The 24,201-nt window shown below is 69.0% G+C and carries 17 protein-coding genes; all 17 read right to left on the reverse strand.

Features of this window, described 5'->3' with window-relative positions; all coding sequences use genetic code 11:
- Positions 1 to 34: 34 nt before the first annotated feature.
- Complete coding sequence (locus AC2YHT_RS14760) at positions 35 to 361, reverse strand: hypothetical protein (RefSeq protein WP_487290544.1); 327 nt, start codon at positions 359 to 361, stop codon at positions 35 to 37.
- Between the two features lie 357 nt (positions 362 to 718).
- Positions 719 to 2,077 (reverse strand): hypothetical protein, encoded by a 1,359-nt coding sequence (locus tag AC2YHT_RS14765; RefSeq protein ID WP_487290545.1) that lies wholly within the window; start codon positions 2,075 to 2,077, stop codon positions 719 to 721.
- Positions 2,078 to 2,193: 116 nt separating this feature from the next.
- Entirely contained in the window at positions 2,194 to 2,784 is a 591-nt protein-coding gene (locus AC2YHT_RS14770) for a hypothetical protein (RefSeq protein ID WP_487290546.1), read from the reverse strand.
- Positions 2,785 to 2,812: 28 nt separating this feature from the next.
- Positions 2,813 to 3,727 (reverse strand): amidohydrolase family protein, encoded by a 915-nt coding sequence (locus AC2YHT_RS14775; protein WP_487290547.1) that lies wholly within the window; start codon positions 3,725 to 3,727, stop codon positions 2,813 to 2,815.
- Positions 3,724 to 5,925: a carboxylesterase family protein gene (locus tag AC2YHT_RS14780; protein ID WP_487290548.1), complete on the reverse strand. Its 2,202-nt coding sequence runs from the start codon at positions 5,923 to 5,925 to the stop codon at positions 3,724 to 3,726. The genes AC2YHT_RS14775 and AC2YHT_RS14780 overlap by 4 nt, the downstream gene beginning before the upstream one ends.
- 131 nt (positions 5,926 to 6,056) lie before the next feature.
- On the reverse strand, positions 6,057 to 9,188 hold the full coding sequence (locus tag AC2YHT_RS14785) for a TonB-dependent receptor domain-containing protein (protein WP_487290549.1): 3,132 nt from the start codon (positions 9,186 to 9,188) through the stop codon (positions 6,057 to 6,059).
- Positions 9,189 to 9,289: 101 nt separating this feature from the next.
- Complete coding sequence (locus AC2YHT_RS14790) at positions 9,290 to 10,252, reverse strand: FecR family protein (protein ID WP_487290550.1); 963 nt, start codon at positions 10,250 to 10,252, stop codon at positions 9,290 to 9,292.
- Positions 10,233 to 10,856 carry an RNA polymerase sigma factor gene (locus AC2YHT_RS14795; protein WP_110132841.1) on the reverse strand — a complete coding sequence of 208 codons (624 nt, stop codon included), beginning with the start codon at positions 10,854 to 10,856 and terminating at the stop codon, positions 10,233 to 10,235. The genes AC2YHT_RS14790 and AC2YHT_RS14795 overlap by 20 nt, the downstream gene beginning before the upstream one ends.
- A gap of 168 nt (positions 10,857 to 11,024) precedes the next feature.
- On the reverse strand, positions 11,025 to 11,588 hold the full coding sequence (locus tag AC2YHT_RS14800) for a cytochrome b (RefSeq protein ID WP_487290551.1): 564 nt from the start codon (positions 11,586 to 11,588) through the stop codon (positions 11,025 to 11,027).
- A gap of 193 nt (positions 11,589 to 11,781) precedes the next feature.
- Positions 11,782 to 13,242, reverse strand: a complete 1,461-nt coding sequence (locus AC2YHT_RS14805) for a prolyl oligopeptidase family serine peptidase (protein WP_487290552.1) — start codon at positions 13,240 to 13,242, stop codon at positions 11,782 to 11,784.
- A 94-nt stretch (positions 13,243 to 13,336) separates the two neighbouring features.
- On the reverse strand, positions 13,337 to 14,704 hold the full coding sequence (locus tag AC2YHT_RS14810) for a hypothetical protein (protein WP_487290553.1): 1,368 nt from the start codon (positions 14,702 to 14,704) through the stop codon (positions 13,337 to 13,339).
- A 63-nt stretch (positions 14,705 to 14,767) separates the two neighbouring features.
- Positions 14,768 to 17,266: a TonB-dependent receptor gene (locus AC2YHT_RS14815; RefSeq protein ID WP_487290554.1), complete on the reverse strand. Its 2,499-nt coding sequence runs from the start codon at positions 17,264 to 17,266 to the stop codon at positions 14,768 to 14,770.
- 137 nt (positions 17,267 to 17,403) lie between these two features.
- On the reverse strand, positions 17,404 to 18,687 hold the full coding sequence (locus AC2YHT_RS14820; protein ID WP_487290555.1) for an MFS transporter: 1,284 nt from the start codon (positions 18,685 to 18,687) through the stop codon (positions 17,404 to 17,406).
- A complete protein-coding gene (locus AC2YHT_RS14825; protein WP_487290556.1) occupies positions 18,687 to 19,541 on the reverse strand; it encodes a class III extradiol dioxygenase family protein in 855 nt (284 codons plus the stop codon). Before AC2YHT_RS14825 ends, AC2YHT_RS14820 begins: the two co-directional genes overlap by 1 nt.
- Complete coding sequence (locus AC2YHT_RS14830; protein WP_487290557.1) at positions 19,541 to 19,807, reverse strand: hypothetical protein; 267 nt, start codon at positions 19,805 to 19,807, stop codon at positions 19,541 to 19,543. Before AC2YHT_RS14830 ends, AC2YHT_RS14825 begins: the two co-directional genes overlap by 1 nt.
- 38 nt (positions 19,808 to 19,845) lie before the next feature.
- A complete protein-coding gene (locus tag AC2YHT_RS14835; protein WP_487290558.1) occupies positions 19,846 to 21,243 on the reverse strand; it encodes a hypothetical protein in 1,398 nt (465 codons plus the stop codon).
- 39 nt (positions 21,244 to 21,282) lie between these two features.
- Positions 21,283 to 24,132 (reverse strand): TonB-dependent receptor domain-containing protein, encoded by a 2,850-nt coding sequence (locus AC2YHT_RS14840; protein WP_487290559.1) that lies wholly within the window; start codon positions 24,130 to 24,132, stop codon positions 21,283 to 21,285.
- Between the last annotated feature and the right edge of the window lie 69 nt (positions 24,133 to 24,201).

The following is a 24,201-nucleotide window of genomic DNA, read 5'->3' on the forward strand; positions in this document are numbered from 1 at the left end:
GAGCCCCAGTCGCCGCCTGCTCAGACCCTGCATGTCAGTGACCGCGCTTGGCCTGCAGTTCGGCCAGATCCTTGTCGATCTTGGCCAGCTTCTCGGCCGTCAGGGTCGGTTCGAACTGGGCGATGTCACGCAGCTTCATGCCGTAGCCCATGGTCAGCTGCGGATTGGCCACGACCTCGGGGATGTTAGCGGTCAGCACGGCCTTGGCGTCGGGATCCTTGATCAGGTCGCCGACGAGGCTGTCGACGCTGAGCTTGGCCGCCGGCGCGGCGGCGGGCGCCGGAGTTTGGGCCAGGCTCGCGCCGGCGCCGCCGAGGGCGAGCGTCAGGCCGAGCAGGAAGGCGGTCGCGGACTTGGACATTGAATGTCTCCGATTGTTGAAATGTCGTGGGGCTGGCGCCGCCTTAAAGGCGCTCGCCATGACGGGGTCCTGCGGCGACGCCCCCTTGCGCGCCGCCGCAGCCGTAGCGCCGCCCGCATCGCGCCCGGACGGATCGACCGACGCGGGACCGCCTCACCCCGTCGACGCCCGACGGCTCATCGCCGCTCGCGGCGCCTGCACAAGGCGGTCCATACGCTGACTTCCCCCGGGCGCCGTGGCGCGGCGCTGCGTTCGCGGCGGGGACGAAGCCCGCCGCTTGGGGACGATCTAAGTTGGAGCGGGCGCCGTTAAATAGCGCTCACAATTGCCCAGCGCCCAACGGACCGGGCCATGGCCTCACGCTCGCATCAGGCGCCTGGGGCCGGGAATGAAGATCGCCCTGGCCCGCTCATGGCCCGCGCTCGCCAGCATCGCATCGCGCTCGGCGACGCCACGGACGATCGCCCAGCCGGCCTCGCGGATACCGCCGGTCAGGGCGGGGTCCGACGCCGGCGGCGCGGCGGCCTGGGCCCGCACGGTAAAGCCCGCGAAGCAGATGGCCAGCAGATGCAGGGGGCCGTTGTCGGCGATCTCGTAGAGCCGCCGCTGCAACGCGAACCAGGCCTGCGCCCTGACCGGCTCGGGCGCGGCCTCGACCAGGCCCCACAGCCGGCCCAGGTCGTCCATCTGCGCGTTCGAGCGGGTCCGCGCCGCCTGCTCGGTGGCCCAGGCGTTGAGGTGGAAGCAGACCTCGGCCTCGGGCATGGCGGCGTGGGCGGCCAGATAGCCGTGTACGGTGGTGATGATCGACGCAGGATCGGGCTGGCGCAGGCGTATGCCGCCGCCCCGTCCCTTGACGCTTTTCGCTACACCGGCGTCCTCGAGCAGGCGCACCGCCTCGGTCATCACGCCCGGACTGACGCCGTATCGCTCCGACAAGGTCCAGACCGTGCCGAGGGGCTCGCCGTCGCGGCAGGCTTCCGGGCGGATCTCCGCGCCGATGCGGGCCGCGACCCTGGCGGCGAGGTTCTGGCCAACGGTCGCGCCGGGGAAACTGGGCGCGCTGCCAGCCACGACAGCCAGGTCCAGGCCACGACGGATTCTGACGCTCTCGCGGGCCAGGTCGAAGGCGCGGTCGGCGTCACCGGCGCGCATCGCCACATTCAGCGCCCGGCTCAGGTCCTTGGGAGCGCTGGACATGCCGCCGCCGAAGCGTTCGAGGCAGGCCAGGGCCAAGCCGAGAAAGGGCGGGGCCGCGGCCTCACCTTGATCCGACGCCTGCGCCGCCGCGGCCAGGGCCAGGGGCTCGATCAGCGCCCGCGCCTCCCAGACCTCGTCGTCGCGAACCCCGGTCCACAGCAGATGATTGGCCATGGCCGCGGCGATGGCGGCCTGGTCGGGCGCCAGGACGATCAGCCCGCCGGAAGGGCCGCGCCGAGGCCGGCAAGACCCCCTCGCCTCCAGGATCCGCAACGCCTGGCGAAGCACGCGGACGGAGACGTCGAAATTGTCGGCCAGCGCCGTTTCCGGACCGCAGACCCGGCCGACCGGCCAGCCGGCCCGGTCCAGGGCGTCCTCAATGGCCATGGCCACCTGCGGCGCCAGGCGCGGGTCCTCGGCGCCGGTCAGCGCGCCGTATTGGGCCAGGATTTCGGGGGTGGCGCGGAATGGAGCGGGCGCGAGGTCGAACGCCAAGGTCGGCACGCCCGTCGCCATATATCGCCCCTCCCCGTAACCCTCGCGCCTTCAGGCGTCGTTGCGGATACTAGGTCGCTGCGGCGCGCAGGTTGTCAATCGCGGCGCAAAGCCTGGGCCGCCCACGCTTTCGGTTCCTAGGACTGGAGCATGATGCGGCCCGCGCGCCATACGCCGTCGGCGTCTCGCCGGGTGACAGCCGTCGCCTGCATTCCGGGCTGAGCGAACAGACGATCGTGGACCTCATAGGCGATCGGCTGGATCGCCGCCGGAACCTCGATGCGGCGAGCGCCGCCAGGATAGGTCACGTCCAGCTCCAAACCCGTATCGACCTTGCGGACAACCGTCACCGTCCCGTGGGTGATCGACGTCGCCGGCTGCGGCATGGCGTGCGTGCCCAGTTCAGGGCGGTAGCCGGGCTCGAACAGGCGCAGCTCCGTCGCTCGGCCCGCGTCGGGTCCGAGGTCGGCGTTGATGGTGGCGACGAAATCGCCGGCCTTGATCGTGTCCGGCGCGACCTTGCGCGCGGTGACCACCGTCCACCCCGGTGTCATCGCCACGACGACCTCCTTGCCTTCCTTGTCCCGCAGGGTGACGTCGGCGTCCGAATAGCTCACCAGGGCGCCGGCGCGGCCGATCGGATGCTCGACGGGCTGCGCATGCCCCGCTGTCGAGACCAGCAGGGAGACCACGGCCAGCGGACCGACCAGCGAGAACCCGTTCAACATGAAAACCTCCGTATGATGGACGTGCGCGTCAGTCCGCCGGACACCCGCGCATCAGGCGCTGGATGTTGCCGTGGGCCACGGCGGTTTCGACCTCCGGGGCGAGCGGCGCGAAGGCCGTGCGAGCGGCAGCCAGAAGTTCGGATATGCGTCCGTGGCGCTGGCTTTCGGTGATGTCCATGGCGAACAGGAAGCGGCCGGGAAAGCGCTCGATCACGGCCCGCCACGCGGGATCGAGCGCGCCCTCCGGCGTCAGGATCGAGAGCGCGAGGTTCGGATTGTCGCCGCGCGCCGGATCGAGCCGAATCGACAGGTCGGCGTAGAGATTGGGGTGCGCCGCCATCAGCCGTCCGATCAGGCCGGCGTCAGCGCCCCATCCGGCGTGGGCGAGGATCAGCGGCATGCCGGGATAGGCCGTGGCCATGGCCTCGACGGCGGCGATGGTCTCGGGCGTCTCCAGACTGACATGCGCCGACACCGGAACGCCTCGCGCGGCGGCCAGGGCGTAGATCGCCCGCCGCTCCGGCGCGGTGATCGAGGCCGCGTCGCTGGGATAGGGGTTGGGCGCGAACCGCGTCGGCAACTCGCCGAACCCGCAGATCGCCCCCTGCCCCTGCAACCGCCCAAGGACGGTCGCCATGTCGGGGCCAAGGCGCAGGCCGGCGGCCTGGGTGGTGCGCGCCACGCTGGCCGACGGGATCACATAGCCGCGATTGCGGGCCGCGACGCCCTCCAGCGCCTCGATGTCGGGATACATGATCACCACGCCCGCCAGACCGGCCTTTCGGAACAAGGCGATCTCCTCGTCCGGCGAGATCACCGTCAGCAGGTGCGAATGGGCGTCGATATAGGGGATCTGGTCCCGTGGCGCGGCGACGGCTCCGCTCGCCGCGAGAAGCATCGCCGCCGACAGAGCCCGCGCGGCCAGGCGCATGGTCGTGCTCACCACGCGGCCTGGGTCGCGTAGAAGCGGCGCCAGAAGTCGAGTTTAGCGGCGCTGGCGGCGACGGACGTCGCGCCCCACTGGTCGCCGAGCATCATCACCGAGCCGGCCTTGGCGTCGAACGACGCCCAGGTCGGAAGTCCCTCCCCGTTCGGATCACCGGTCTTGATGATGTTGGCCCAGTAGGACGACATCCGCTCGGCGATGGCCCGGTCCTCGGCCGTCCAGGGACGGTCGTTGGCGTCGAGATTGCCGAAGGCGTAGTTGATCTCCGAGCCGTGATAGGCGCCGCGCAGGTCGTGGCCGGCGCCAGGCGGCGCGTGGGTCCACCAGTAGGTGAAGATCGGCCGCGAGGTCCCCTTGGCGCGCTCGGCCGCCCAGAGATAGGTCGAGACGCGGTTGTTGTCGTAGGCGGCGGCGTTGCTGGCCAGGGCCGCCTCGTCGTCGGTGGTCGCCGGGTAGAGCCGAAGGAACGCATCAGCCATCGCCCCGTACTTGGCCCGCGCGGCCTGGACGTAGGCCGTCAGGGTGACGCTGACCTGCGGCGCGCCGGCCCTGGGCGGTCCCGACCGGGCGCGCAGGGCCGCGAAGGCCGTGACCGGAACCGCGCCGGTCTCGTCGCGATTGTTGCCGGTCACCACGACCACGTCGTTGAACGCGCCCTTGGCCAGGGCCGCCTCGTAGGTGGAGGGGATCACCCAGCCGTCGAGCACGGGCCGGAACAGCGGCGGCTTTCCGGTCGAGCCGGTCTCGACGGCGGCCTCGACCGCGTCGCTGCCCTCGATCAGGTCGCGCCAGGGCATGGCGCGAAGGGCCTCCACGGTGGTCGCGCCATGGGCCTGGGCGTAAGCCTGCCCGGCCTGTTCGGCCGCGGAACGGGAGCGATAGGACACCGACAGGAACCGCAGGTCCGGGTCGCGGGGGTAGCGCGAATGGCTCTGGGCGATGGCGCGCTTGAAGAGCCCCTTGGCCAGGGGCGACATGCTGAGGAAGCCGACCGAACCGGCGCCCGCCGATTGGCCGGCGATGGTCACCTGGTCGGGATCGCCGCCGAAGGCCGCGATGTTGCGCCTGACCCACTTGAGCAGCGCGATGTCGTCTAGCAGGCCGTAGTTGCCCGAGGCGCCATGCTCGACCTCGGCGCTGAGCGCGGGCGTGGCCAGGAAGCCCAGCGCCCCCAGCCGATAGTTGAAGGTGACGACGACGACGCCCTTACGGACCAGCCCCTCGCCATCGAACTCCGGGCTGGCGCCCGTGCCCGTGAGAAAGCCCCCGCCATAGATCCACACCAGCACCGGCCGCTTCTCGCCGGCCGATGCGGCGGTCCAGACATTGGCGGTCAGGCAGTCCTCGTCCATCGGGCCGGCCGGCGGCGGCCCGCCGCCTTGCGGCTGAGGACAGAGCGCGCCGAAGCGGTCGGCCTGGCGAACGCCCTCCCAGGCCGTCGGCGCGGCCGGCGGACGAAAGCGCAGGGGACCCACGGGCGCGGCGGCATAGGGCACGCCCTTGTAGACGGTGATCGTCGGATCGCGGCCAGGGACGCCGGCCAGGAGGCCGGTCTCGATCCGTAGGGGCGAGCGTGCGGTCTCCTCGCCGGCCCCAGGCGGGCGGGCCGACATCGCGGTCAGGGTTCCGCTGGCCAGCACGTGGCCTCGCATGGCCTCGGTCAGCGCCTCGAAGCTCAGGTTCGGATCGGCGGGCAGCGTCCGGTCCAGGGCGAACACCTGGAAGGGATAGGCCACCTTGGCCGCGCCGTGGGTGTGGGGGCCGACATAGGGCTGGTTCGCGCCATGGACGTTGACGCCGTAGATCGCGCCCGACGGCGGATCCATCAGGCCAGGGGCCAGGCTCGTCGTGCCGGCGGGGATGTTGAACAGGGTCAGATGGATGGACGTCGCCTTGCCGCCCTGCCCTTGCAGGACCACGACATAGGACCGCGTTCCGGCCGGCCCCGCCGACCAGTCCAGCCCCGGAAAGCGGTTGGCGCCGTACTGGGTGTTGTCGATCGGCAGGTCGCCGCCGTCGGCGAAGGCCGGCGAAGAAACGATCAACCGTGCACCCGCCGGCGCGGGGACAGCCGCCGTCAGCAGGGTCGGCGCGTGACCGATCGAGGGCGCGGGCGCTGTCTGCGCCCCAGCCGCCACCGGGGCCAGAAGCAGGAGCGCCATAAGGGCCGCAGCGCCGCGGAAGCCGTGCATCATGTCGTTCTCACACTATTCGGCCGTCCCCGAGATGAAGCGAGGCCGAAAAGAACCGAGACGGCGGCGCGGAGAAGAAGGCCGCCGCCTCGGCGCAGGATCCCTGGGGATGAAGGAACACCCAGGGGGGGACGCTAGAACTTCATCCGCGCACCGACCGTGACGTAGCGGCCGGTCGGGTCATCGCCGATGGCGAAGCCGCCGAACTGCCCCGGGATGGTGGCCGCGCCGAAGAAGGCGGTGGCCGGCGGGGTGGCGTTGAACAGGTTCTGGACGTTGAGGAAGTATTCGGCGTCGCCGAACGCGTCCTTGGGTCGGAACAGCAGGTTGACGTTGGTGGTAGCGAAGGCGTCGACGTGGTTGTCGGTCCAGACCTGGGTGGGATCGGCGCTGTGCTTCAGCTCGCTGCGCCACCGCTCCATGACGTCGATGGTCAGGGTGTCGGTGATGGCGTAGCGCAGGAAGCCGGTCAGGCGCAGCTTGGGGCTGGCCTGCAGGCCGTTGGTGCCGAAGGCGCTGCCGGCGGCGTCGATCGTCACCAGGGCGGGCGTGCGGTAGTAGATGTGCGGCTGGTAGCTGGCCAGGCCCCGCAGCGACAGCGAGCGACCGAAGAGTTCGGTCCCGTAGTTCGCCTCGAAGTCGACGCCCTTGCTCTCGATCTCGGCGATGTTGATCACCGTCGAGATCCACTGGGTGACCAGGTTGGCCGCCGTGGTGTTGGTGTAGCCCAGCGGGCGGACCTGCAGGGCGCAGTAGGGCGAGGAGCCGCCGCTGTCGTAGCAGGCCTTCTGGATGGTCGGGTTGAAGCCCTGGATGTTGGTGATCGCGTCGCTGATGCGGATCCAGTAGGCGTCCAACGCGAAGCTGAGGCGCGGCAGGACCTGCCAGACGACGCCAACCGTGCTGGTGTGGCCGATCTCGGCCTTCAGGTCGGGGTTGCCGGCCGAGAGACCCGGCACCGGCGAGGTGCCGGCGGTCAGGCCCGGGGTCAGGCCGGTCAGTTCGTCCTTGTTGGTCAGGACGTTGACCGAGGCCGGGGCGTAGAGGTCGTCGAGGGTCGGCGCGCGGATGTCGCGCGAGCGCGTGGCCCGCACCCGCAGGTCGTCGGTCAGGTGCCAGTCCAGACCCAGCTTCCAGGTCCAGTAGTTCCCGCTGCTGGCGTAGCTGGTGAAGCGGGCCGCGCCGTTGAGGTTCAGCGACTTGGCCAGGACGAAGCCGTCGAGCAGCGGCACGTCGATCTCGGCGGCGGCCTCCTTGACCTCGTCGCTGACCGGCGAGCGGGCGGCGAAGGTGTTCTGGTAGAGCACCGTCGAGCTCGTGCAGTTGTAGCGCAAGCCCGCGCAGTTGGCCCGGTCGGTGGGCAGGGCGTCGCTGGACGACTGATATTCCAGCCGCCGCCACTCGGCCGACAGGGCCATGTTCACCGGCCCCGCCCAGGTCGAGAACGGCGCGCCGCCGATCTCGGCCGAGAAGGCGTCCAGGCCCGTATCGGCGACCATGTGCGTACTGCCCATGATGTAGTCCATCGCCGCCTGGCTGGCCGAGGTGGGGCCAAAGACGTTCAGCGGCGCGCAGTTGGCGTAGGCGCTGTTGGTCAGCGAGGCGTAGCAGACCGGCTGGCCGGTCGTGGGGCTGATGACCGCGTCGAGGGCGGCGGCCAGGCGCTGGTTGTTGGGGTTGTTGTTGAGCGTCGTCTTCAGGCGCGCGCCGCCGTGGGTGTAGTTCAGGCCCCAGCTGTAGTCGCCGAGCTTGCCGTCCAGCCCGATGTTGACGGTCGTCTGGCGCTCCTCGGCGACCGGGTTCAGCCGCGGCGCCTGGGCGAACATGCGGTTGAAGGTGAAGGTCGACTGGCCAGCGGTCGCCAACTGGGTCTGGTAGGCCGAGGCGAGGAAGGCGTTCGTGCTGCTCATGGTCACGTTGCTGAGCAGCGGCGGGGTCAGGTACTGTTCGTTGCGCTTGTCGTTGAAGCTGACAGCCGCATAGGCGTGAACGTCGTCGGTCAGGTCGTAGTCGAAGCGCGCATAGGCCTGGTGGCTGCGCAGCGGCGCCTTCAGCGACGAGTCGTAATAGCCCCCTGCTCCGCCGATCTGGCAGCAGCTGGAACCCGTGATCGCGGTTCCGTTGACGAACGGGCTGAGCACCCCGTCGGCGGCGAAATACTGGTTGGCCAGGGCGCCGCTGGTGATCTTGCCGCCGAACGGGAAATTCAGCAGCCGCACGTCGCTGTAGAGCTGGTAGGGCGCGGCTGTCGTGCCGGCGCCGCTGATGCTCTGCTGGCGGAACCAGGGACGGTCCGAGCGGCGCAGCACGCCCTCGTCGTTGCGGTACTCGTAGCTGCCTTCGAAGTGGCCGCGGCCGTCGAGGATCTTGCGGCCGTAGGCGACGCCGAAGCTCTGCTGCTCGTCGTCGCCGTATTTGGAGACGCCCGCCTGGGCGGCCAACTTCAGGCCGTTGAACTTGGTGTCGGTGACGAAGTTGACGACGCCGGTCACCGCGTCCGAGCCATAGACGGCCGAGACGCCGCCGGTGACCGTGTCGACCCGCTGCAGCAGCATCTGCGGGATCATGTCGACATCGACGATGCCGTTGACCGAGGTCGGCGGCACGCGGTGGCCGTCGAGCAGGATCAGGTTGCGCACCGAGCCGAGGTTGCGGAGGTTCAACTGGTTGGCGGCCGCGTTGCCGCCCGCCCCGCCGCCGACGCCGGCGTTGGGGTTGCCGTACTGGTTGCGCGGGCTGGAGAAGACCGGCAGCTGGTTCAGGCCGTCGGCGATCGTGGTCGGCTGGACGCGCTGGATGTCCTCGGCCGGAACGACGGTGATCGGGGTCGGGCTGTTGTTGCCGTTGCGGATCACGCGCGAACCGGTGACCACCACCTCGGTGACGGCCGAAGCCTCTTCAATCGTGGATCCGGCGGCCTGGGCGGACTCGGCCGCCCGGTCGGGCTGGGGGCCGGCGGCGCTCCCGGCCTCGCGCAGGATGATCGTCGAGCCGTTGTCGCTGGCGATCTCCAGGTTGGCGCCGGCCAGCAGGGCCTTGAGGGCGGCGCGGGCGTCCTGGCGGCCCTTCACGGCCGGGGTCGAGATCCCCTTCAGGCGGCCGGCCGGCGCGACGATCTGAAGGCCCGCCTGGCGGGCGAAGATGGGAATGGCGTTGGCCGCGGGACCGGCCGGAACGTCGAAGGTGCGGTCCTGAGCCATGGCGCTGGTCGCGCAAAGCAGTACCGCCAAGGACGCGCCGCAGAACATGCGTGAAGTGGTGGTCATCGTTTCCCCCTGCGTGGGCTGTCGCCCGTTGTTTTGGGAAAAGATGCGCCGAGAGAGAATTTCCCCCTCCCCTGCCGCAATATTTTTTCAATCCCGCAATACTAACGGAGGATGTGGACGCCGTCCGCCGTGCTGACCGTGCGCGCGCCGAGCGACACCGCGACGTCGCGGGCGAAGCCGCCCGGGTCGCTTGAAGCATAGAGGCCGGTCAGGGTTTCGGCCGCCAAGGCCGGATCATCGACGATGATGCGCGTCGAGGAATACCGCGCGAACTCGCTGGCCGCCTGGGCCAGGGTCTCGCCGTTGAAGGACAGCAGGCCGTCCTGCCAGCTGAGACGGCGGGAGACCTCGTCGGCGTCCAGCCTGACGGGGTGCGGCGCCTCGCGACCGCCAAGATCGCCGTTGGGCACGACGGCGGCCGTGTTGGCGGCGACCAGGCGCGGCGCGGCCGCGCCCTTGCAGGTCATCTCGACATGGCCGCCCTGGACGAGGACCCGGACGGGCCCCTGCTCGTCCTTGCGCACCACGAAACTGCCCGACTGCCCGGCGAGGCTCACCTCGCCGGCCCGGACCAGGAAGGGCCGCTGCGGATCCGGCGCGACGTTGAACAGGGCCTCGCCCGACAGCAGCTGAACGTCGCGGCTCCGAGACGTATAGCGCACCTTGACCAGCGAGGCGGTGTTGAGGGTCACGTTCGAGCCGTCGGGAAGCGGCACGCGCCGCACCTCGCCCTTGGACGACTTCAGGACCAGTGGCGCGCTCCAGGACCGCGCTCCGACGAAGACGACGCCGGCGAACCCGGCGGCCAGCCCGCCGCCGATCAGGCGTCGGCGCAGCATGGCCGACCCACGCAGGCTGTAAGCGGCCTCGAGCGTGGGATAGGCGGAGTCCAGGCGGGCCATGACGGCGTTGGCGCGCGCGAAGGCGCCCTGGCGGCGGACATCGCCGTCCAGCCAGGCGTCGAGCGCCCCGCGCTCGTCGTCAGTCAAAGGGCCACGATCGAGGCGCGCCACCCAGGCGGCGGCGGCCTCGTCGATTTCCTGGCTAGTGTCTCGTCTGGTCACGCCTGAACCGGGAGCGGATGGTCTCCATGATAGATGCGCGAGAACCGATTTTCCCGCCACGGCTGTAAAGATTTATCAGCAGGGCGGCCGCACGGGCCACGTGCTTCTCCACCGCCTTCTCCGTCAATCCCAGCCGCGCGGCGACTTCCTTCTGCGAAAGCCCCTCGACCTTGCGCATGCGAAAGGCCTCGCGGCGCTTGCTCGGAAAGGTCTCCAGCGCCTCGTTGATCAGGCGCAGCTCTTCTCGGCCAGCGACCTGGCGCTCGGGCGAGAGTTCGTCGGTAAGGCTCGGAATATCCAGACTTTCCATCGCGCCGATGGGGATGACCTTGGCCCGCCGTGCCTGGCGCAGGATCAGCGACTGGGCGGTCTGGAAGAAATAGGCCTTCGGGTGATCGATGTGGGCCACCGACTTGAGCCCGGAGATCTTGGCGTAGCTCTCCTGGATCAGATCGTCGATGTCGGCCGGCGGCTGGCGACGCTTGAGCAGCCATCGGCGCAGCGCCGGCTCGTGAGGCAGGATGTTGCGCGACAGCCAGAGCGCGCGCTCCGGGTCGAAATAGGCGCGGGCTTCGGGCGCCAGGTCTTCTGCGGGCCTCTTCACGGGCGCCGTCCTCCCAAGTCGTTGGGGCCGACGCCGAAACGGCGGCCCGACGACGCGGCGCGAGGCCGCATCGTGACCGCCAGCATGACCAAAGCCAGGCCGCGGCGATCATTCAATCGACGACGGCGTGCATTGATTCCGGCGCGGTCGCGAAGCGGCTTTCAGGCGTCAGGCGCGCGGCCGAAGGGGCGGAAAGGTCATGCGGCTCAGGACCTTGTCGCGATCGATGAAGTGGTGCTTCAGCGCCGCGCCGATGTGCAGCACCAGCAGCGCGGCCATGGTGAAGCCCAGCACCTTGTGGCCGGCCATCGCCGCCCCGGCGAAGGCCTTCCCCTGCATGACCGGCAAGAACGGCGCCTCCCAGCCCAGCACGTTGATCGCATGGCGCTTGGGCGCGGCCGAGCTGACCCACCAGCCCAGGAACGGGATCAGCACCATCATGAAGTAGAAGGCCGTGTGCACGATCCCGGCGACGGGACGCTCCCAGGCCGCCTTGCCCGCCAGCATCGGCGGCGGCGGGCGATAGAGCCGCCAGGCCAGCCGGGCCATGCTGAGCAGCAGCACGCTGAAGCCGATCGACTTGTGCAGATTGAGCACGACGCGGTGCGCGCCGCCCTCGGAATTGGCCGAAACGACCGCCAGGATCAGATTGACCAGGATGAGCGCGGCCATCACCCAATGCAGAAACACGGCCACCCGTGAATAGCGTTCGAAAGAAACCTGTCCACTCACGCCCAACCTCCCAAAGCATGATCTTTGCGGGACGGTAACACGATGGTCAGGCGATGATTTACGGCGCGCGCAGAACCTATCACCAGCGCCGTGTTTCTATTTTTCGATCACGCCGCCTGTACTTCCCAACGAAGAAAGCCCGGCGCACAGCGCCGGGCGAAATCGTCGGGAGGTGGAAAGGAAAGACGCGCCTCTAGGCTTTCCTCTGCCTGAACAACCAGTCGCGAGCCGCCTGGATGTGGAAGAACTTGCGCGCCGACGCCATGTGGTCGACCCCCTCGAACGTCAGGAAGGTGATGTTGCCGCCCTTGCCCAGATAGCCGTCGATCTGGGAGGTCAGCGCCTGCTGCTTCTCGACCGGGAAGATCCGGGCGGGGTCCAGGCGTTCGGCCGGCCGGGTCACCTTGCCTCCCGCGTGCTCCCAGATCGGAACGCACTGCTCGTTCCAGGGCGTGGCTTTGCCGTCCTCCGTCCCGGTGATGATCAGCACGTTCTGCTTGGCCAGGGCGACGACGTCGCCGGGCCGCTGCTGGCCGGCGATGATCAGGCCCGCCGCGAAAGTCTGGGGGTGCTTGGCCATCAGCCACAGGGAGGTCATGGCCCCCATGGACCAGCCGGTGCAATAGACCCGCTTGGGATCGATCTTCAGCACCTTGTCCCTGCGGTCGTCGAGGTTGGGATTGCCGAAGTTCCAGGTGTTGCTCAGCAGCGACTGCACCAGCCTGTAGGTGTTCTCGACGTCGGCGGTGTGCTCCCAATAGTCGTTCATCGTCGTGCGCTCGTAGCGCGGCGTGATGACCACGCATTCATTCCGCGCCTGCTCCTCGGGCAGGCTCCAGATGCTGGCGATGCATTGCTCGGTCAGGGTCTGGGCGCAGGTTCCGTCATAACTGGTTCCCGAGTGGGTGACGGCCAGGACCAGCGGATAGGCCTTGTTCTCGCCGCCCTTCTCCAGAAACGACTTGGGCAGGTAGATGCTGTATTCCAGCCAGGCCGAGCGCGTGTCGTCCCACCACCAGTGGTTCTGTTCCCAGGCGTCGACGCCGCGGATGACGACGCTGTTGCCGCGAGCCCCGGCATTGCTCCAGGCGGTCTTGCTGGCGGGATAGAGGGCGCCGGCCGCTGTCCTGACGTCCTTGTCCTGCGTCAGAGCCGCCTTGTCGCTGTCGCCCGTCGGGAGGCTGAGGTCCGGGTCGCGCGCGAACTCCACGATGACATACGGGCCGGCCACGCTGGCGCGATCGGGACGCAGGGCCGGCGCGGCGTTGGTGTAGACGGCCACGGGGCTTCGCGCCGCGGCCTGCGCCGTCGTGGCGTTCTTGTCGACCGACTGGGGCATGCCCGCGAAGAAGCCCTTGGCCGCCGGAAAGACCGCCGCGCCGTAGGTGTCCAGGGCCAGGCTCGCGGGGTCGATCGCCACGTCGTACTCGACCGCGATCCCGTAGACCTTCTGACCACCGCCGGTGACCTCGCAGAGCGCCTGAATGGCCTGCAGCCCTGGGCCGGCGCTCTTACGCTTGCCTGGACCGCTCGCCGCCGAGGTCGCCGCCGTGAAGCCGTCGGCCTGGGCGCGGCTCTTGCGCACGCCCAGCCCGCCGGCCGACACCAGGGCCGCGCCCATCGATACCAAACTGCGCCGCGACAGGCCTTTCATGCGTCCCATTCCTCAAACCCTTCTCATTCTCGATCCTCGCGCCGGCCGGCAGGAGAACGCTGGTGGGCTCCCGGACCGGCGGGAGGTCCCGTGATCACTTTCTGGACTGGCTCGCATCGAGCTGCCGCAACCGGCCGACGACCTCGGCCGCGAGCGTTTCGGCTGAGCCGCGCGCGAAGGACGAATTCATGGCCTCGTAGGTGATTTTGTCATAGGCGGCCGCATCCGGCATGTACTTGGCCGCGCCGTTGACCATCGTCGTCACCAGCGTGTCGGCGAACGGCGACTGGGACCGGATCTGCCGCCCCGTCTCGCTGGAAAGCTCGACCTGGACCCCGGCGATGGCCACCGGACCCAGACGCAGGACGGTGAACGGCGCGCTCGTGGCGCCCGCCGGCGTGAAGGCGTAGGCCTTGCTGGGCTTGAGGTCCGCCAGCGCCTTGGGCCGCGCCTGGGCGGTGAGATCGACCGCGCCGGCGGCGACGTCGACAAGCGCCACATCGGCCGGCGGCGCCATGCGCTCGCTCGTGCGCACCACGTCCTGGGCCAGGCGCTCGCCCAGAAGATCGACCAGCAGATAGCCGCGCTCGCCGATATCGACGCTCGTCAGCCGGCCGTCCTTGTCGGGAACCGCGCGGACGGCCTTGAGGATCGGGGCCTGGTCGCCGGCGGCGCCGATCAGGAAGAAGCCGATCGTCCCCTCCCCGTACAGCGCCTCGACGCGCCGCATGGCCGCCCCGGCCAGGTCGCTGGTGACGGCCTTGCCGCCGCCGGAGACGATCGCCTGGTCCATGACCGACGGCTGCACGGCGTAGTTGGCCAGCAGCGCGATGGGATGGCGGGCCTCGTCTTCGATCCGCACCACGGAAAGGGTCTTGTCGGACGCGCCGGCGCTGTCGACGCCCAGCCAGAACCCCTCCGGCGTGTGCTGGTCGCGGTTGATGTTGATGTCGCTGACGCCCCGGCCCGCGCCCAGCCTGGCGGGCCTCAGGTGATTGGCCGCCAGGGCCGCCTGCCTCAGGGCGTCCTCGACGGCGGCCTTGAACAGGGCGTTCTTGCGCTGCTCGGCCTCGGACTCCAGTCCGGGGAACGGCCGACCGGCGGGCATGATGTGCGGCGCCGAGAAGGTGTGGCTGGCGACGATCAGGACGTTCGCCGGCGCCACGCCGCTCGCATCGGCCACCACGCCCTGCATCGCCGCGACCTCGTCGGCGAAGATCGAGGTCAGGTCGACCACCGCCAATGCGGCGCGACGGCCGCCGGCCTCGACCACCAGCACCCGGGCCTCCAGCGGGTCGCGCTGCGCCGAGAAGCCCTGCATCGGCAGCAGGTCCGGACCCAGCACGATCTCGGCCTTGCCGGCGCCGGCCCGCAGTTGCGCCATCGCCGGCGACGCGACGGCGGCGATCGCCAGCGTCAGCGCCATCACGGCCCCCATGGCCATCCCGGTCTTCGCACCCATCTGTCGTCTCCGTTCAGCGCCTTCATGTGTCGCCCGGCCGCGTGAACGGCCGGGCGTCGTCGATCACCAGCGGGTGCTCAGCGTCAGGCCGAAGGTCCGCGGATCACCGATCGTGGTCACCGGCAGGGTCGACTGCTTGACGGCGTAGTTGGAAATGTTGCGCACATAGGCGCTGAGGCTCCACGGGCCGTCGGCCGGGGTGTAGCTGGCGTTCAGCCCGCCCTGCGTATAGGCCGGCTGCCAGCCGTACTTCGAGGCGTCCTGCACCGGGTGCACCCAGTAGCCGCCGCTGTAGAAGACCTCGCCGCCCACGGCCAGCGAGGCCCCTGAGGCGAATTCGAAGCTGTGGCGATAGGTCAGGGTCCCGGCGAAGTTCGGCGAGTGCGGCTGCACCGCGCCGGCCACGTCGAAGAACAGCAGGGCGTCGGTGCCCTGGTCGTTGTAGCCGATCCAGCAACCGGCCGTGGTCGGCGCCCCGACGGTCGCGCAGGTCCCCTGGCTCTTGTCGAACTTGGCCTTCAGCCAGGTGGCGTTCAGGCCCACGGTGTCGACCCGCGTCAGGTTGAACCGCACCTGGGTCTCGAAGCCAATGGCGTGAGCGTCGAGGTTGAAGGTCGGCACGGTGCAGGACGGCCGCGCGTCGTTGGGCGTGCAGGCCGAACCGCCGGTTGACGGCACGAAGCCGTGGTAGGTGTCGATGTTCTGATAGCCGTCCTGCTTGTAGTAGAAGAGGTCGGCGTTGACCTGCAGGCGGTTGTCGAGGAAGCGGTTCTTCGAACCCAGCTCGAAGGCCGTGTTGACCTCGCTCTCGTAGGTATAGGGCTTGGACGTGGTGGTGTCGTAGCCGGTCAGGCCGCCGGGGCGATAGCCGGTCGAGACGGTCAGATAGGCCATCGAGGTCGGCGAGACGTCGAACTCGCCGCCCAGCCGATAGTCGAAATGATGCAGGTCGCGGGAATAGTTGGTGGCGATCCCGGCCGGCTTCAGCTCGCGGGTGTCGTAGCTCTGGCGACCGCCGATGATGACACGCAGACGTTCGCTCACCGGATAGGTCAGCTCGCCGAACAGGGCGTTGGTGGTCGTGGCCGCGATGGTCCCGCCGACGATGCCGGAGGGCACGTTGCCCGAGGTGTTGTTGTAGGTCCCGCGCCGGTAGTCGAAGTGGTAGTAGCCCAGGTTCCACAGGATCTCGGCCCCCGGCGCGTTGTGCAGGCGCGCCTCGGTCGAGAACTGATGGAACGGCGCGAACTGGTAGTACTGGTAGCAGGTGTGGTCGCCGCCCGTGATCCAGGGCGGACCGCCCGCGTAGCAGTCGGTCTCCTTGCCGGTCACCTTGGTGTAGGACGAGGTGACGTCGAACACGCCCCAGTCAGAGATCCGGTAGTCCAGATTGGCCGTCAGGGTCTGCTGCTTGATGTCGGCCTTGTTGTCCGACGAGGTGGTGTTGGTCGAGCTGTCGCCCATGTCCCAGGGATTGGAGGCGTCGTTGATGCTGTCGCCGCTGTAGGGCGCGACCTTGGACATCACATAGGGCTCGACGCCGGGACCTGTGCCGCCGATGTGGTCGTACTGGTAGGCGAGCTTCAGGGTCAGGTCGTCGGTGGGCTGCGCCAGGAACTTCAGGCGCACCGACTGGCCCACGGCGTTGGCGCCGATCGGCTTGAGATAGGCGTCGCGATGGATGGCGGCCGCCGAGATCCGCAGCGCGGCCTTGTCGCCCAGCGCCAGGTTCTGGGCCGCCTCGCCGCGCACCAGGCCGTAGTTGCCGACGCTCAGCGAGGCCGCGCCCGAGGCGTCGTTCAGGATCGGGTCCTTGGTGATGACATTGACCACGCCGCCGTCGGCGTTGGGGCCATAGCGGGTGCTCTGCGGCCCCGGCAGCACTTCCACACGATCGACGTCGAAGAAGCCGACGATCGAGGACTGCGACAGGATGCTGTAGACCCCGTCGAACTCGAGCGCGACCGAGCCCTGGGTGGTGCCCGACGGCATGTCGCCGCCCTGCCCCCGGATGTCGATCGAGAAGCCGCCGGGCTGGGCCGTGACCTGGACGCTGGGCGTCGAGGCGAAGACCTGCGAGACGTTGCTCGCGGCCTGCCGGCGCAGTTCGTCGCCGCCCACCACCTGCACCGCGGCCGAGACCTTCTGCATGTTCTGGGTCTGGCGCGCGGCGGTGACGATCACCTCGGCCAGCTCGGCGCCGCCTTCGACCGCGTCGCCGGTGGCGGAGGTCTGCTGGACCGGGGCGGCGGCGGGCCGGGCGGCTTCCCGCAGGATGATCACCGAGCCGTTGTCGGCGGCGATCTCGAGATTGGTCGCGGCCAGGAAGGTCTTCAGCGCCGCGCGGGCGTCCTGGCGGCCCTTCACCGCCGGGGTCGAGACGCCCTTCAGGCGGCCGGCGGGGGCGATGATCTGGACGCCCGCCTGACGCGCGAACAGCGGGATGGCGTCGGACGCCGGTCCGGCCGGCACGTCGAACGTCCGCTCCTGCGCCGCCGCGCCGGTCGCCGCCAGCATGACCGCCAGCGAGACCCCACAGAAAATGCTCGGATAGCGCTTCATCGTTTCCCCTCGTTCTTGGGCGCTTGCCCGTTTGTTTGAGGGTTAGATGCCTCAGGCGGCGAGTTCCCCCCGAACGCCGCCCGGAAATCTTCCGAAACCTGGGATCGGCGCGTCACAAGCGGTTGGCGGCGGACGGATCACGCCTCCCCGTCCGTCACCTTCGGCGACCATTTGGGGCGCAGCAGCACGACCGACGTCGTGGCCCCCAGCACCAGGAACACCACGATCACCAGCATCGGCAGCTGATAGCCGCCGCTGACGTGGAGGAGCCAGCCGGAGATGGCCGCCGCCGCGCCGCCGGACAGTCCCGCGGCGACGTGCTGGACGCCGACGATCATGCCGATGGCCGGCCGTGGAATGAGCGTGACCTTGGTGAGCGCGAGGTTGTTGGCGCTGGCGAGGCCAAGACACGACAGCGAGAAGATGTTCCAGAACAGGGCCGCGCCCAGGCTGTGGGCGTAGGCGCCGAACAACACCGTCGTCGCGCCGATGAAGCCGGCGACGATGAACACCTTGCGCGTCACCACTGGGTCTCCGCCCCGGTCGATGATGCGGTCGGCCGCCCAGCCCGCGACGACGGCGACGATCGCGATGCCGGCGAAGCTGAAGAAGGTGTAGAGCCCCGAATTGGTCAGCGACAACCCGCGCTGCTCGACCAGGTAGGACGGCATCCAGGTCATGCAGAAGAAGACGAAGTAGCTGTAGCAGAAGTTGACGATGATCCCGCCCCAGACCACCGGCGAGGTGATGATGCGCCCGAACGGCACCGAGGCGGCCCGCCGCCGGGCCTCGGCGCGCTGGTCCTTGCGCGGGAAGTCGTTCTGCACGCGCATCATCCAGGGGACGAGCCACACAAGGCCGCACGCCCCGGTGATGACGAACATCAGCCGCCAGTCCGAGGCCGTGATCAGCCAGGCGCCCATCGGCGCGCCGATGGCCGTTCCGACCTTGTTGCCGAACGAGAACACGCCCAGCGCCGCGCCGGTGTGGCGCTCGGGCACGTTGTGGCGGATCCAGCGGTAGCTGGCCGGCATCACGACCCCCTCGGCCGCCCCGACCAACGAGCGCATGATCACGATGCCCAGCAAGGCCGGCATGGCGCCGGTCGCCGCCGTGGCCAGACACCAGAGCGCGAAGCAGATGGCGTAGGGGATCTTCGCGCCATAGCGGTCGACCACCCAGCCCAGGGGCATCAGGGCGGCCGCATAGGCCCAGAAGAACGCCGCCCCGACCCAGCCGCGCCCGACGGACGTCATGCCGAAGTGGTGGACGAAGTCCTTGTTGGCCAGCGCCGCGGAAATGCTGGAGCGGTCGGCATAGGCGATCAGCACGCCGACCGAGAGCAGCAGCAGGATGCCCCAGTGCTTGGCGCGCGACGGCGCCTTTTCGCTCGGCGCGCTCAGGGAAACGGCCTCGGTCATCAGCGTTCGCCTTCGCGTGTGTCGATCAGCATCATCGCGCCGCCCGTATGCGAGATCGGGGCGTGATAGAGGCTGGTGACGATGTCGCCGCCCGCGGCCGCGCCGCGCATGGCAAGCCAGGTCATCAGCTCCAGCCCCTGGGCGCCGGCCAGATCGACGATCTCGTCATTGGTGAATTGGGTCAGGGCTTGCGGGTCGTGCTCGATCTTCTCGAGGGTCAGCCGGTCGAAGTCCTGGTTGATCTTGCCGCTGATGCCGAGCTCGTGGCTCAGCCCGCCGCTGCCGACCAGAAGGACCCTGCGATCGCCGGGGAAGGAGCGAATGGCCCGACCGATCGCTTGCCCCAGCTTGTAGCAGCGGGCGGGCGTCGGCAGCGGCGGCAGGACGCCGTTGATCATGATCGGGATCGTGGCGACGGGGATGTCGCCATGCCCCGCGCCGTCGGCCGGGAAAAGCAGGTCCAGGGCGGTGATGCCGGCGTGATCGAAGATCATCTCCTGGCAGGTGGCGACATCGAACTCGTCGGCCATCAGCGATCCGACGATGTGCCAGGCGAGTTCCGCGTCGCCGCGGAAGGTCCTCGGCTCGGGCGGCCCCCACCCCTCGTCGGCGTTGCTATAGTCGTGCGCCACCCCGATCGCGAAGGTCGGCATGTTGTCGAGGAAGAAGTTGAGGCCATGATCGTTGTAGAAGACGATCACGACGTCGGGCCTGGCCTCGTCCAGCCACGCATGGACCCTGCCGAAGCTGGCGAAGAACGGCGCGAACGGCACCTCGGCCTGCTTGTTGGCCGCGATCGCCCGGCCGATCATCGGCACGTGGCTGGTGCCCAATCCTCCGATGACGACGCCCATCAGCGGGCTCCCTGCGGCTTGGGAACCCTGTCGAGCTTGGCCAGGAAGTACATGTTTCCTCCCGCCGCGAACAACCGCTTCTTGTCCCTCGACCGCACCGCCGCGACTTCCTCGTCGTTGAGGCCGAACCGCGCGCAGTAGCCGTCCGGATCGGCGATGAAGGCGGCGCGGCTTTCCGCCGAATTGAGCGTGAAGCACATGCGGTTGAGCGCGTAGCCCTTCAGCGCGGCCTCGGGGTGGAACTTGCCGGGTTGGACATCTGTCATGGTCGATCTCGATTGGGTTGAAGGTCGCTCCGGGGTCGTCATCCGCCGCTGGCCCTGGAGGCGTTGACCATCTTGAGCGCGCCGTCGACGAAGCCGCCCGCCGCGCAGCCGCGCTTGGCCATGCTCGCCGTCACCGGATAGCTGTTGGAGGGATAGTCCTCGTCGGGCACGACGTAGTGGACCGGCCCGTAGCCCAGCGACACGAGCATGGTGCTGGCGGGCCGGGGGGCGCCCTGCTTCACCCTGGCCCAGAGCGGCGGCATCACGTTCGCGTCGCTGTGGACGATCGTGAAGTCGCCGAGCTGGATGGTTCCGAACCGCAGCGGCACCGGCGCGATGTCGGTGTCGGTGAACACGCATCGGGGCAGCTTCGAGTCCGGCGCATCGGAGCAGGCGCCCGGATTGTTGAGCGGGAACGTCGACTTGCCAGGACACATCAGGACTTCGAGCGAACCGGAGATCGTCAGCCTGTCCGAGGACTTGATCCTGAGCGCGGTCGCCACGACCTCCTCGCCCAGCACGGTCGCCACCGCGCCCTTGACCGCGTTCGGCTCGGGCGGGGTCAGCCCCGCCCCCTTGCGCCCGGGGTTCATGGCGATCCCCATCGGCGCGCCGACCGTGTACATCGCCACGACCTTGTCGCCGAAGCGCTGCTCGACATAGCGCTCGACCATGCCGACCATGTCGGCGCTGACCTTCGAGCGCTTGCCGCCGCCCAGCCCCGGCACGCCGGGTCCCGGGCCGTTGCTGACCATCAGGGCGATGGGCTCGCCTTGCAGGGTTTCGACCTTGAACACGCCGATCGAGGCGTCCGTGCTCTGGGTCCGGCCGCTTTCGGCCGCCCCCTCGGCGCCTGGGCCGCCTTCATTGCGCCCGGCCAGCCGGAAAACGCCGTTGGCGTAGCCCGCCCGCGCCGGCCGGCGGTTGGCGATCGCCTGCTGCACCGACGCGACGATTGCGTCGGTGGTCATGCGGGTGATCTTCTCGGATCCCGGCAGGATGATGCCGACGGGATTGTTGTCCATCCGCACCGTGTCGTGGGTGTGGGTGACGGCCAGCAGGATGTTCTCCGGCGGCGCGCCTGAGGCCTTGGCGATGCGCGCCATCGTGTCTTCGAAGATGTCGGGCGCGAACATCGGCAGGTCGCCGACCACCAGCACGGCGCGCTTGCCGCCCGAGTCCAGCACCACGGTCCTGACATGGAGCCGGCTCTCGATGGCTTCGAACGGCTTGGGCAGGTCTTCGACGGCGGGGGTGATGTCGATCCGCGCCGCCCCAGCCAGGAGCGCGCCGTTCGCGGGCGGGGCGGCCGTCGGCGGAGGGCTCGCCCCGGACTGGGCCGGCGCAATCGTCGGCGCGACGACGGCCGCGGCGATGGCCAGGGGCGCGATCAGCGTCGTCGCAAGCAACGCCAGGCGGGAGATTCTACGATCCATGGTCTCGTGCTTTCCAGGAGCTTGTTGCTGTCGCGACGATCAGAACTTGAGACGGACGCCCGTCGTGTAGTAGCGGCCGACCAGGTCGTCCGACTGCAGGTAGGCCCCGAACCGCCCGGCGTCGGCCGATGAGTTGATCGCGATCGGCGGAGACTTGTCGAAGAGGTTCTGGATATTGAAGAAGAACTCGGGCCTGGCGCCCTGGATCTCGGGCGTGAACGCGAGATTTAGGTTGGCCGTCCAGAAGGCCGAGATCTTGGGCTCGTCATAGACCAGCGTCTTGTCCGCGTTCCAGCCGAGGGCGCTGCGCCAGCGGGTCGACACCGTCGCCTTGAACTGGTCGGTCAGCGCATAGCTGGCGAAGCTGGTCACGCGCCATTTCGGAGAGGCGCCCAGGCCGCCGGCCGGGGCGTAGGCGTAGCCCGCCATGTCAACGACCCCGATGCTCGGCGTGTCCTGGCGCAAGACAGGCTGGTAGGTGGTCAGCACCCGAAGGGAGAGCGGGCGGCCCAAGAACTGGGTCGCGTAGCTCGACTCGAGGTCCACGCCCCTGGTGTAGATCTCCGCGGCGTTGACCGAGCGGGTGTAGAAGTAGGTGGCGTTGTTCGCCGTGCTGGTGTCGGCGTAGCCGTTGGGCCGGACGATCAGATCACAGAGCGAGGATGTTCCCCCGCTGGCGATGCAGAGCTTCTGCACGGTCACGTTCGCTCCGTTCAGGGCGGTGATCGCGTCCTTGATCTTGATGGCGTAGAAATCCACGGAGACGCTGGCGCCGGTCAGCCAGCCAGGCCGATAGACCACGCCCGCGGTCAGGGTGTTGCCGATCTCGGGCTTCAGATCCGGATTGCCGCCGCCCTGATTGGGCGCATTGGCCAGGGTCGCGCCGGTCAGTTGGTCGATCACCGTGGAGCGGCTGACCGTGCCGGGGCCGTAGAGGTTGTTGAGGTTGGGCGCCCTGAAATCGCGCGAACGGGTCGCGCGGATCGTCAGCTCGTCATTGATCCGCCAGACGCCGCCGACCTTCCAGGTCCATGCGCCGCCGAAGCTGTCGTAGTTAGCGTAGCGGCCGGCCAGATTGACGCTCAGGTCCTGCGCCAGCGGAGCGTCCTTCAGCAGCGGGACCTCGACCTCCAGCGCCGCCTCCTGGACGGTCTGATGCACCAGCGGCGTGACGCCGAAGGTGACCTGGTGAAGATTGGTCGTGCCCTGGGTGCAGTTGTAGAGGATGCCGGTGCAGTCGGCCTTGTCCTCTGGCGGCACCTCGCTGGTCGCCGACAGGCCGACGCGGCGCCATTCTCCCGACAGCGCGACGTTGACCGGCCCCGCCCAGGTCTCGAACGGCGAACCGGTGATGGATCCGGTGATGTCGGCGATCGTCCCCTTGGCCTTGCCGACGGTCCGGTCGGTCAGATACGCGACCGACTGCGCCGAGGCCGCGTTCGGGCCGAAGGGATTGAACGGCGCGCAGGCCGCGTCGTCGTTGGTGGTGATGGCGTCGGCGTTGATCCGGCAGACGATGTTCCCGCCGACCGAGACCGAGTCGAGCGCGGCCGCCAGGTGCTGCAGGTTTATGTTGCGTTCCGTGGTCCACTTCTGGGTCGACACGCCGTGCGCCGCGCCCAATTCCCAGATGTAGTTGCCGAGCTTTCCCCTGAGCCCGCCGTTCACGAAGTAGCTGCCCAGGTCGAAGACCTTGGTGTGCGGACCAAGCTGCGGGCCGAGTTGCTTGCTAAGGGTGAAGGTCGTCGTGGCCGTTCCATACTGGTAGGCGGCCGGCAGGAAGGGGTTCTGCGACCGCAGCGTGACATTGCTCATGGTGAGCGTGGTGTCGTTGTACGCGTTGCGGTTCTTCGCGCCGAACCCTTCCAGGTAGACGTGCAGCGTGTCGGTCAGGTCGTAGTCGAACCGCGCGAACGCCCGCTTGGCGCGCAGGGCCCCTTTCAGCGAGCTGTCGTTGTTGTAGGCGCCGTCGCCGCCGATCTGGAACCCCGAGGTGCCGGTGGCGGTCCCGTTCTGAAAGGCCGACAGGACCCCATTGGATGAGAAGGTCTGACCGGCCAACGGGCCCGACCGGATCAGGCCGCCGCTCGTCAGGGAGGCGTTGTGGACGTTCGAATAGAGCTTGAACGGGTTGGCCGCCGAGCCCGGCGTCGCGGTCGAACCGGCGACGCCGCCCTCGATCTGCCAGAGCTGCCCCAGATCGCGGCTGAACATGTCGAGAATGCCGGGATCGTCATTGTATTCGAGACTGGCTTCGACATGGCCGCGCCCGTCGAACAGGGTCGTTCCCGCGGCGACGCCGATGTCGGTCGTCCGATCGTCGCCGCGCGCCGAAACGCCGCGCTGGGCCTTGACCGACAGGCCGTTGAACTTGGAGTCGGTGACGAAGTTCACGACCCCCGATATGGCGTCGGAACCGTAGACCGCGGAGACGCCGCCGGTGACGACGTCGACCCGCTGCAGCAGCATCTGCGGGAACATGTCGATCGTCACCAGGCCCGTGTCGGTGCTGGGCTGGAGCCGCTTGCCGTCGAACAGGGTGAGCGTGCGATAGAGGCCCAGGCTGCGGATATTGGGGGCGTTGGCCGCGCCGTTGGGCCCGCCGTTGCCGCCGCCGGCGCCGCTGTTCTGGCCCATCGAGTTCTGGAACACCGGCAGCTGCTGCAGGGCGGCCGCGACGGACGTCGGGGTCGACGCCAGCAGCTGCTGGGTGCTGACGACCGTCAACGGCGTGGGACTGTTGTCGCCGTTGGTCGGGATACGCGAACCGGTGACGACCACTTCGCTCACGGTGGCGCTGGCGTCCGCCGTGGTCTGCGCATGCGCAGGCAACGCCAGAGCGGACACGCTGGCGCTAAGCAGCAAGCCCTTCGAAAGCCGATGGCTCATTGGCACGTTCACTCCCCTGTCGATTGTTTTATTTGTCCGCACTGTCACGCAGGCGGCTGCGTGCATGCA

The sequence above is a fragment of the Caulobacter sp. SRI_008 genome, from assembly GCF_057586355.1.

What these genes read in the sequence shown, in the direction of transcription:
- AC2YHT_RS14760 (WP_487290544.1), bottom strand. Translation starts at nt 361, where the DNA reads ATGTCCAAGTCCGCGACCGCCTTCCTGCTCGGCCTGACGCTCGCCCTC.
- AC2YHT_RS14765 (WP_487290545.1), bottom strand. Translation starts at nt 2,077, where the DNA reads ATGGCGACGGGCGTGCCGACCTTGGCGTTCGACCTCGCGCCCGCTCCA.
- AC2YHT_RS14770 (WP_487290546.1), bottom strand. Translation starts at nt 2,784, where the DNA reads ATGTTGAACGGGTTCTCGCTGGTCGGTCCGCTGGCCGTGGTCTCCCTG.
- AC2YHT_RS14780 (WP_487290548.1), bottom strand. Translation starts at nt 5,925, where the DNA reads ATGATGCACGGCTTCCGCGGCGCTGCGGCCCTTATGGCGCTCCTGCTT.
- AC2YHT_RS14785 (WP_487290549.1), bottom strand. Translation starts at nt 9,188, where the DNA reads ATGACCACCACTTCACGCATGTTCTGCGGCGCGTCCTTGGCGGTACTG.
- AC2YHT_RS14805 (WP_487290552.1), bottom strand. Translation starts at nt 13,242, where the DNA reads ATGAAAGGCCTGTCGCGGCGCAGTTTGGTATCGATGGGCGCGGCCCTG.
- AC2YHT_RS14810 (WP_487290553.1), bottom strand. Translation starts at nt 14,704, where the DNA reads ATGGGTGCGAAGACCGGGATGGCCATGGGGGCCGTGATGGCGCTGACG.
- AC2YHT_RS14815 (WP_487290554.1), bottom strand. Translation starts at nt 17,266, where the DNA reads ATGAAGCGCTATCCGAGCATTTTCTGTGGGGTCTCGCTGGCGGTCATG.
- AC2YHT_RS14820 (WP_487290555.1), bottom strand. Translation starts at nt 18,687, where the DNA reads ATGACCGAGGCCGTTTCCCTGAGCGCGCCGAGCGAAAAGGCGCCGTCG.
- AC2YHT_RS14825 (WP_487290556.1), bottom strand. Translation starts at nt 19,541, where the DNA reads ATGGGCGTCGTCATCGGAGGATTGGGCACCAGCCACGTGCCGATGATC.
- AC2YHT_RS14830 (WP_487290557.1), bottom strand. Translation starts at nt 19,807, where the DNA reads ATGACAGATGTCCAACCCGGCAAGTTCCACCCCGAGGCCGCGCTGAAG.
- AC2YHT_RS14835 (WP_487290558.1), bottom strand. Translation starts at nt 21,243, where the DNA reads ATGGATCGTAGAATCTCCCGCCTGGCGTTGCTTGCGACGACGCTGATC.
- AC2YHT_RS14840 (WP_487290559.1), bottom strand. Translation starts at nt 24,132, where the DNA reads ATGAGCCATCGGCTTTCGAAGGGCTTGCTGCTTAGCGCCAGCGTGTCC.